At 33.6% G+C, this 8,836-nt stretch carries 10 protein-coding genes; 3 read left to right on the top strand and 7 right to left on the bottom strand.

Annotation, left to right across the window (positions count from 1 at the left end; genetic code table 11):
• The 3 genes from polA to WFK35_RS17520 all read left to right on the top strand — a co-directional run.
• Positions 1-2,130, top strand: a 2,130-nt coding sequence (polA, locus tag WFK35_RS17530; RefSeq protein ID WP_336733668.1) for a DNA polymerase I, incomplete at its 5' end; no start/stop codon positions are given.
• Positions 2,131-2,293: 163 nt separating this feature from the next.
• On the top strand, positions 2,294-3,271 hold the full coding sequence (locus tag WFK35_RS17525) for a hypothetical protein (protein ID WP_336733667.1): 978 nt from the start codon (positions 2,294-2,296) through the stop codon (positions 3,269-3,271).
• 189 nt (positions 3,272-3,460) lie between these two features.
• On the top strand, positions 3,461-4,153 hold the full coding sequence (locus WFK35_RS17520) for a hypothetical protein (RefSeq protein WP_336733666.1): 693 nt from the start codon (positions 3,461-3,463) through the stop codon (positions 4,151-4,153).
• A gap of 6 nt (positions 4,154-4,159) precedes the next feature.
• On the opposite strand, the gene WFK35_RS17515 is transcribed toward WFK35_RS17520, so the two are convergent.
• The 7 genes from WFK35_RS17515 to WFK35_RS17485 all read right to left on the bottom strand — a co-directional run bounded on the left by WFK35_RS17515 (position 4,160) and on the right by WFK35_RS17485 (position 8,781).
• Positions 4,160-5,404: a hypothetical protein gene (locus WFK35_RS17515; RefSeq protein WP_336733665.1), complete on the bottom strand. Its 1,245-nt coding sequence runs from the start codon at positions 5,402-5,404 to the stop codon at positions 4,160-4,162.
• A gap of 227 nt (positions 5,405-5,631) precedes the next feature.
• Positions 5,632-6,270 (bottom strand): FEKKY domain-containing protein, encoded by a 639-nt coding sequence (locus WFK35_RS17510; protein WP_336733664.1) that lies wholly within the window; start codon positions 6,268-6,270, stop codon positions 5,632-5,634.
• Positions 6,271-6,279: 9 nt separating this feature from the next.
• On the bottom strand, positions 6,280-6,933 hold the full coding sequence (locus WFK35_RS17505) for a hypothetical protein (RefSeq protein ID WP_336733663.1): 654 nt from the start codon (positions 6,931-6,933) through the stop codon (positions 6,280-6,282).
• 5 nt (positions 6,934-6,938) lie between these two features.
• On the bottom strand, positions 6,939-7,673 hold the full coding sequence (locus WFK35_RS17500; protein ID WP_336733662.1) for a protein phosphatase 2C domain-containing protein: 735 nt from the start codon (positions 7,671-7,673) through the stop codon (positions 6,939-6,941).
• Between the two features lie 37 nt (positions 7,674-7,710).
• On the bottom strand, positions 7,711-8,106 hold the full coding sequence (locus WFK35_RS17495) for an immunity 22 family protein (RefSeq protein WP_214588828.1): 396 nt from the start codon (positions 8,104-8,106) through the stop codon (positions 7,711-7,713).
• Positions 8,107-8,164: 58 nt separating this feature from the next.
• Positions 8,165-8,356 carry a hypothetical protein gene (locus tag WFK35_RS17490; RefSeq protein ID WP_336733661.1) on the bottom strand — a complete coding sequence of 64 codons (192 nt, stop codon included), beginning with the start codon at positions 8,354-8,356 and terminating at the stop codon, positions 8,165-8,167.
• Positions 8,357-8,379: 23 nt separating this feature from the next.
• The gene (locus tag WFK35_RS17485) at positions 8,380-8,781 is read right to left on the bottom strand and encodes a hypothetical protein (protein WP_336733660.1); all 402 of its coding nucleotides are present in this window, start codon (positions 8,779-8,781) and stop codon (positions 8,380-8,382) included.
• Positions 8,782-8,836 lie beyond the last annotated feature (55 nt).

Raw genomic sequence — 8,836 nt, 5'->3', positions numbered from 1 at the left:
GAAGCTTCCGCAGAAAGAGGAATTTTATCCAAAAAGTTAGCTACCATTATCTGCGATGCGCCTGTAGAATTTCATCAGGAACAGTACGATCTGGAAACCCCTGATTTTGAGAAAGTGAAAGAAGTTTTTGAGGAAATAGAATTCCGGAGATTGTATGAAAATCTTTACCGTGCTTTTGCTCCTGCTGCATCCGCAACCGTGGTTACAGAAGTGGAAGTAACCGTTACTGAAACGACTCCGCAGCAAAAAGCTGCACAGGCAGTAGGACAGTTGGATCTTTTCGCCACTTATGAAGATCTTGATCAGGCAACATCCACAAAATCGACGATTGAGCAGAATGATCACCTTTATCAGTTTGTAGATAATCCGAAAGCGCAGAAAATTTTAGTCAATAATTTATTAAAACAAAAAGTAGTCTGTTTCGATACCGAAACCACGTCTCTTAATGAACTGGAAGCTGAATTAGTCGGGATGAGTTTTTCCTACAAAAAAGGTTTGGCGTATTATGTTCCGTTATCCGAAGATCAGGGGGAAGTTCTGCAGACGCTGGAAATTTTCAGACCGTTTTTCGAAAAAGAAGATCTGGTAAAAGTAGCGCACAATCTGAAATTCGATTATAAAATCCTGAAAAGATATAATATCACGGTAAAAGGAGCCATGTTTGATACCATGATTGCGCATTACCTTTTAAATCCGGACGGAAGACACGGAATGGATTATCTTTCAGAGGTTTACTTAAATTACAAGCCTGTTTCTATCGAAACCATCATCGGTAAAAAAGGAAAAAAACAGGGCAATTTCCGTGATGCGGATCTCAGAACCCAGACCGATTACGCCGCAGAAGATGCAGATGTAACTTTCCAGTTGTACGAATTGTTTGCGCCGCAGCTTAAAAAAGAAAATTTAGAAGACTTATTCTTCAGCATAGAAATGCCTTTGATGGAAGTTTTGGCAAAGATGGAACTGGAAGGAATTTCTCTTGACGAAAAATGGCTGGCTCAGGAAAGTATTGATCTTGAGAACGATTTAAGACAGCTCGAATCCAAAATATTTGAGATTTCAGGAGAAGAATTTAACATGAATTCTCCAAAACAGTTGGGTGAAATTTTATTTGAAAAAATGCAGCTCGACCCGAAGGCTAAAAAGACAAAAACCGGACAGTACGCAACTTCGGAAGATGTGCTTCAAAAATTGTCTTCAAAACACGAAATCATCAAACATATTCTGGAATACAGAACCTATCAGAAATTAAAATCGACTTATGTTGATGCATTGCCGTCGCAGATTGAAAAATTCGATAACCGTGTTCATACCAATTTCTCACAGACTACGGCTGCAACAGGTCGTTTGGCGAGTGTAAACCCTAATTTGCAGAATATTCCGATCCGAACTTTAAGGGGACAGCAAATTCGTGGAGCGTTTGTTTCAGCAGAAGGAAAGAAAATTATTTCTGCCGATTATTCCCAGATCGAACTGCGTCTGATTGCCGAAATTTCAGGGGAAGACAATATGATTAAAGCGTTCCAGAACGGGGAAGATATTCACGCTTCTACGGCGGCAAAACTGTTCAATATTCCATTGGAAGAAGTTTCCAAAACACAGAGAAGTCAGGCAAAAACCGTAAACTTCGGAATCATTTACGGACAGGGCGCTTTTGCATTGGCAGAGCAGACCGGACTTTCCAGAACGGAAGCCAAACAAATGATCGAAGCCTATTTTGAAACCTATCCGAAACTGAAGGAATACATGGCGGAACAGGTAAGAAAAGCCCGTGAAGTCGGTTATGTGGAAACACTTTTAGGCAGAAAACGCCATTTAAAAGACATCAATTCCAATAATTTTGTGGTTCGCGGTCACGCGGAACGAAATGCGGTAAATGCTCCTGTTCAGGGAAGTGCAGCTGATGTGGTAAAAATGGCAATGATTAAAATTCAGAAAGAACTGGAAAAGGAAAAGCTGCAGACAAAAATGCTGCTTCAGGTGCATGACGAATTAATTTTTGAAGCCCCGATTGATGAGGTGGAAGTTGCCAAAAACATCATTAAAATGGAAATGGAAAACGCCGTTGAAACGCAGGTTCCGCTATTGGTTGAAGTTGGCGTAGGAAATAACTGGCTGGAAGCGCATTAAAAAATAAAAAAGTATAAGATGCTTCGGCAAGCTTAGCATGACGTCGCTACGAATGAGCCGCTAAAATAAGGCTTTTAGTATTAGAGATGTTGCGCTAAGTTTGTTGAAGCATTTTTTATCAAACAATTACTTTCAAATGTAAAGCTTAGAAAAAACTCAAACCGTGAAAAAAACAAAACTATATATTCTTATTGCATCTTTTATTATTGTAATTTCTGCTGTTTTCTTTTTTAACTTACGTGAAAAAGAACATAAAGAAAATGGTTCCGAAGTAAAAAAAAATACTAAGGAAACAAAAGAAAATGTAAAAGAAGATTCTCTTATTGTTTTTACAAACTTTGTTAAAGATTTTAATTCTCATAAAGCTGAAAATATCGATAAATACATTGATGCTGATTTAGGAATGATGCTTTTTTATCATGACGGTCCATATCCTATTCTGAGAATAAATTCTACTTTAGAAGATGAAATTGACTGGTTTAATCAGGATGTTTTTGAAAATGTAGATTTTACAGATTTTCCCATGTATTTAGGCGATTTTGAATTTTCTAAAACAGGATTTTTCGTTAAACAAAATAAAGGTGATTTTTCCTTAAGAAATTTTGATAATACATATACATCATATTCAGAATCATTTTTTAAAGAAAACAGAAAACTTGAAACATCCTGTAATTTTTCTGCGGTAGGAATTTCAAAAAATCAGGGTGGGACTTATCATTTTTATTTTAGACTTGAAGGAAAAAAACTTACGCTTCTTGGATTAAGTACAGAATCGGCTAGTGATTATTTGTTTGCAAATCCTAAGGCAGCATTTATTCCGTTTAATAATAAAAGTGATATCGAAAATTATTTTAAAACCCAAAAATTATTCAGAGATAAAGATCAGAATGCTTATATCGACTTTGATAAAAAGGAAATTACTTATTATGATTTTCCGGATAATCCTTTTGTATTTGAATATTTCGAGATTGGCGAAATTCAAAATGATTCTGATAAAATAAAATCTGTAGAATTAATTTTTTATCCTGATAAATCAAACAAAGAAAACGGGTTTTTTACTTATTTTTCGAATAAAGGATCTTTTGTGGTTCCGCCAATGGGAGCGCGACCGCCTTATTTTTATGAACCGGTCAGGAAATAGATGAAATGAGGCTTATTATTTTTATTGCTGTCAATTTTTAGTGATGTCATTTGAGCTTATTGAAGTGTCTGAAAAAATAGATATTAAAAAGATAAACTTTCATATTTATGGAAGTTTTTTTATTGATCGGTTTGAAAAGATCATTTCTAAGAAAAATTATTAATAATTTTAAATGAACAAATTTATCTGATGAAGTTTTTATTTTTGCTTTTCCCTATCATTATCTTTTCCCAAGCGAAAAAGGATTCTATTTATGAAAATTATATATACTCAAAAGCGAAATGCATTGAAGAAAATAAAAAAGATAAGATTCTGTATGATAAGCTAAAGCATGAAGCTTCCGAAATGGATTTCAATTCTTTAACCAGAACCTTAATAGATGATTTGGATGAGCGACAATTTACCAGAAGATACATTAATTTCAGATACAGTGTTTTTAGATTAGAATGTGGAAGTTTCGATCCTGGCGAATATGAATGTGAAAAATACAATCTCAAAGATCCGTTTTATAACCTTCAAAATTGGACTACTGATGATTTGATTTATTTAGGGAAAAAATTTAAAGATAAATTTATCATTCCAAGTTCGTTTGGCAGCGGTTTTGGATATTATGAAGGATATTATTACGTGGATAAAGAAGATGCAGAAAAATTCAAGAAATTTAGTGTAGGAAAAGTGAAGGAGTCCGGAGCAGAATTTTACTACTATTCCAAAAATAGTAAAGATTCTTTGGAAATCTCAGGAAATACAGGGATGGATTATGTTCAATTTAGTTTTTATAATCTGCCGGATCATCAGGTAAAAGTTTATCAGTATATCAACAGTAAAAAAACAGTAAAAACCTACGAATACAAATATGATAAGTGGGAAATTATTGAGTAATTTAATTTACATCAAACCTTTTCCCTTCATCTCCTGATAAACCAGTCCCAGACAGCTTTGCCCTTCCGTATTTTCGTCCCAGTACATATCATGCACTTTGATGCTATAGAGCATGATAAAATCAATAATGCTGAATTTTCCGATAGGATAAACTTCGTAATTGATATTATACGGCTTATTGGAAGCTCCTTTGAAAGAGATTTTAGAGTCTCCGGCAATTCCGTCTTTTCTGAAGTTGGAACCTAAAGCGTCAGCGGCGGAATACACATTCAACCACTGAAGCTGATCTCCGGGTTGGGTTTGGCGATTGTTGTAAAATTCAGGATAATAAGAATTTACAAATTCATAAGGTGTTCCGATAGTGATAATGGATTCACAGTATTCTAAAGCATTTTTAGAGGCTTTTATGCCATAGGGAAAAACATAGTCTAATGCGAGAACACTTCCGAAACTGTAGGCATGAAAATGAATTTTACAGTCCTTTTCGTTTTCCGTAATATAATCTACAAGGTGTTCTAAATTTCCCTGAATCAGTTGTTTTTTTGAGCCGTGCTGCAAATAATCGTTGGCGCAGACGAAATTGGTGGCAAGATCTGTGATAATGGTATTGGCGTTCGGAACAAGCAATACCAAGAGCGCTGTAAATAAAATAATCAGTTTAGAAAACCAGTTAAAATCTATACCAATATAGCGTTTATTAGGAAGATCGATAAAAATTCCTTTCATCGAAATATATTTCAGGTCTCCGATGGGAATCAGTTTTCTGAGTTCAGTAATTTTTCCGCTTTCTTTTGAGAAAAACTGACCTGTAGCTTCGAGAACGGCGGGAAACATCAGAACCAAAGAAAGCGATAAAATCAAAAATATGGAAAATACATACATTAATTGTCCCGGTCTTGAATAGTTTTTGGGGATAAAAATCCGTTTGATGATTAATGGAAATTTCCTGATAACCAATGCGAAAAGCCAGAGACTTTTGTAAATAAGCGTTCTGCCTTTGAAATCCTCGGTGAGAATTTCGTTGTACTTAAAATCGTAAAATTTGTAAACGGGATTTTCGGGAGATTCTTTTTCAACAATACTTACAACAGTGCTTTCCCTGCTTTTGCTGTAATGGATTTTTTCGATTTTGGTTTCGTACTGGTAACCATTTGTATTGAAATTGATTTCATTTTTTAACCGTTCTGCATAATTTTCAACCGAGTTACTTTTTGAAATTCCCAATCCGGATATATAGATTCCTATTTTCATGGCTGAGCGTTTTTTAAAGAAGTAAAAATTAAATGAAAAGATGAATTAAAATCCATCCTGAATGACGATAAAAAAAGAAGTAATTTATCCTGAATTTTCAGATAACTGATGTTGAGATAATTTCATGTTTGTAGTTTTAAGGTTATTAAAATCAATTTAAATAACTGATTGTTAGTTTGTTTTAAATTTAGCGATTTTTTTCTTAGAAACTAAATTATTAATGAAAATTATTTTTGAGTAGATAATTCGGTTAATTTCAGTTTGTTGATTTCATTCTGCATTTTACTTTCCCAGCCTTTTCCATTCCTTTTTTCTAAGTACGGCTTTACTGTTTCGATGTATTTTTCCTGAGCTTTAGTATCAATTTCGTCTATGGTACAACCTGTATTTTCACTTTTAATTCCATACTTTTTTTGAATGCTGTCAATTTTTACATCCATTTTCCGGCCATTGTTTGGTAATTCAAATCCTCCGGTAAATCTAAAAGTAACCTGATCATTTTTAATATCTTCTTTCGCCTGTTGGATGTAATCATTCTCAATTTTTGTAATTACTTTTCGGGTATTGAAGTAAGTGTTTAAATTAAAATAACTTATCCATAAAAGTATTATTCCGCACAAAATGGTAAAAGCCAGAAGAAATCTGTTTTTAGGACTTAAATTCTTAATTCTGACATGGCTTATTAACCATGAAATAAGAACAAAAAAAGCAATAATAAAAAGAAGATATTGTGGCTGGCTTTCCGAAATAACCGTCCAGAAATCAAACTTCATCGGATAAAGAATGAGATAATTTCCTAAAGTATGAACAACGATAAGCAGGAATAAAACAGCTATAGCAATGCGAAGTAACTTTTTAGAAATCATCTTATTAAGTTATGATAAAGCAAACGTAAGAAAAGCGGTAAACATAATTCCGCTGATCAGCAAGATAAAAATAGCTGATTTTTTTATATCGTCCAGTGTTCTGCCTTCTTTTAAAATCAGTTTTCGGAAATCTCCTGAAATTAAGGTGAGTAAAGCTGTGGTAAAAAGTAATCCCAATGCTGTACAGACTCCCGTACCAAAAGGGGTTTTTTCATTGTTTCCAAAAAAGAACGGAATGAAATCATATAAAAAAAGAGCATTCCAAACTACTGTAAAAACGATTTTCACAAAAGGCTTTAATGGAAATCCGCCCTGTTTCTGCTGTTGAACGATCGTTAAATCTTTTTCGGAAGGAATATTGGTCTTCTCTAAAAATCCGGTCTTTTTAATTTCGCTGATTACAAATTCAGGATCTGTCATTGTCCAGAATACAACGTGCTGATTGTAGTTGTCTACTTTGTGCAGAATTTTGATGCCTTTTCCGATGATAGGAACCAAAGAATAGGGTTTTATCGAAATAATATCCTGTGGCTGAAAGATAAGATTTCCTACCAGTGAAGCATTTATTTTCAGGGTATTTTCGTCTACGTATAAATTTGCGAAAGGGTAGGTTGCATTGGCTCTGCCGATTCTGGCACCGCCTGTAAGGGTGAATGTTTTCATTTGTGTTATTTTATAATTCTTATGATGGCGAGATCATCAGTCGGTTTCATTCCGTAATGATGTTCAAGCTTTTTTAATTTCAGGGAAAGCATTTCTTCAGATTCAATATTGCTTTTATCATAGAGAAGATAGTCTGTCGGATTTATTTTTTCGTTGTGATCTGTCTTTTTAATTGGGATGAAAGATGAAATTCCATCTGTAGCAATAGAAATATCTTCAAGCTTACTGAATCGTATTTTCTGAGTCTGATTGAAGTAAAATTCTTCAAAATTTTCCTTTAAATGATACGCCAGATAATCCGGTTTGTTGTCTCTTTCAAATTCTCTTGTTTTTCCATTGATACACACTAAACCGTCTCCGATACATATGATAATTCCTTTGTCCTTTTTGGTGTCGTAAAGAAGAACAGTCAATGTCGTAAGAAGTTCTTTTTCATCAAGCAGTAAATGATTTTTTACGGTTGAAATTTCTTTAAAAAGCTCTTTTAAAACAGCTTTTAAATCTTCTTCAGGATCAGAATTTTTCTCTGTTTCGTATAATTCTTTATAACCTTTTTCAATGCATATTTTACGCAGGATCTTCCCAAATAGTGCAGAAGCAAACTGACTTTCCATAGCGGTTGAACATCCATCCATTACAGCACACAGAATCTTATCGCTTCCTATTTTCTTTGTGATGAGAAAATCTTCGCAATGATTAATGTGGTAATCGCCAATCTGAAGAGCAGAATAAATGTTCATTTAATAATTTGAAAAAGGTTATAAGTTTTTAAATATTTTACGCAGAATATTCAATTCCTCCGATGTAAACCAGAGAGAAAAAATCTGTTTCTACGGAAGTGGGTTTCGGAATCTGTTTATTCAGGAAAATAATGGAATTAATATCAAAATCAAGATTCAGTTCGTTGAGCCTGTTGATTAAAATCGGGAGCCACTGTTCTGCAAAAGAATAATCTGCAAATTTTTCGTAAATGGTTCTGTTTCCGTCTTCATAGCCGTATTCTACAAAATCGTGATCCAGCCAGATGGTGTCCTGAGATTCTGCAAATTTTGAAATATATTTTTCATCAGATTCTTCTTCCAGATAAAAATTTTCATCTTCTTCCACAAATTCATAAAAATCTTCCTCGCTTTTGAAATTTCCTACCCAAAAGTCTAATGTGTCTGTAGTCATTTGCTTTTCTATTTTTAAACGTAATAAAGATCAAAGGTAGAATAATATTTGCGAATTTTTAAAACAGATATTTAAGTATTTCGTTGGCAATGGCAGAATCTTTTTTGGAAATTTGGGTGCAACGTGTCTGAAATTCATCACGCGAAATTTCTTTTTCAGAGTATAAATAGTTTTCGAACCATATTTTTCCTTTCGATTTCACAAACTTTTTATCAAGAGCTGGAGCAATCATGTAAAGGCGAGTCGTCATGGGTTCTTTATCTGAAAGTAAATTTAAACATTATCTAAAGTGAAAATCATCATGATCAACGTCATTAAAAAATAGTATAACATTGTTGAACTCAGAAATAAAATACAAAACATAACATTGAAAGTAAAATAGCCACGAATAATCGGAATGTTTTCCAAGAGACTGTTGATTCCGAAAAGCATTAAGAAATATCCGGGAACAGCAAAGTTAATCATCACCAAAAACAAGCAGTTTTCCAAGCCTTTATATTCAAAGAAATCGGGAGTAATAATAATGATATATAAACTTGCCAGAATGGTAATCATGAAAAGTACCGTTAAATATATTTTCAGCTTCAGCTGCTTATTTTCCCTCCTGAAAAAGAGGAAATAATGGAAATTTGAAATTCCCAGTAAAGCGGTGAAAAAGATTAAAGTTTCCGGCATAATATATTTTAATCATCAATTCCGTAAATGAATATTTTATCAATTTCAGGAATAT

The sequence above is a fragment of the Chryseobacterium sp. VD8 genome, assembly GCF_037149975.1.
Taxonomy (GTDB): domain Bacteria; phylum Bacteroidota; class Bacteroidia; order Flavobacteriales; family Weeksellaceae; genus Chryseobacterium; species Chryseobacterium indicum.
This window is presented reverse-complemented; position numbering and strand designations above follow the sequence as displayed.

What these genes read in the sequence shown, in the direction of transcription:
- WFK35_RS17495 (WP_214588828.1), bottom strand. Translation starts at nt 8,106, where the DNA reads ATGACTACAGACACATTAGACTTTTGGGTAGGAAATTTCAAAAGCGAG.
- WFK35_RS17515 (WP_336733665.1), bottom strand. Translation starts at nt 5,404, where the DNA reads ATGAAAATAGGAATCTATATATCCGGATTGGGAATTTCAAAAAGTAAC.
- WFK35_RS17510 (WP_336733664.1), bottom strand. Translation starts at nt 6,270, where the DNA reads ATGATTTCTAAAAAGTTACTTCGCATTGCTATAGCTGTTTTATTCCTG.
- WFK35_RS17485 (WP_336733660.1), bottom strand. Translation starts at nt 8,781, where the DNA reads ATGCCGGAAACTTTAATCTTTTTCACCGCTTTACTGGGAATTTCAAAT.
- WFK35_RS17520 (WP_336733666.1), top strand. Translation starts at nt 3,461, where the DNA reads ATGAAGTTTTTATTTTTGCTTTTCCCTATCATTATCTTTTCCCAAGCG.
- WFK35_RS17500 (WP_336733662.1), bottom strand. Translation starts at nt 7,673, where the DNA reads ATGAACATTTATTCTGCTCTTCAGATTGGCGATTACCACATTAATCAT.
- WFK35_RS17505 (WP_336733663.1), bottom strand. Translation starts at nt 6,933, where the DNA reads ATGAAAACATTCACCCTTACAGGCGGTGCCAGAATCGGCAGAGCCAAT.
- WFK35_RS17490 (WP_336733661.1), bottom strand. Translation starts at nt 8,356, where the DNA reads ATGACGACTCGCCTTTACATGATTGCTCCAGCTCTTGATAAAAAGTTT.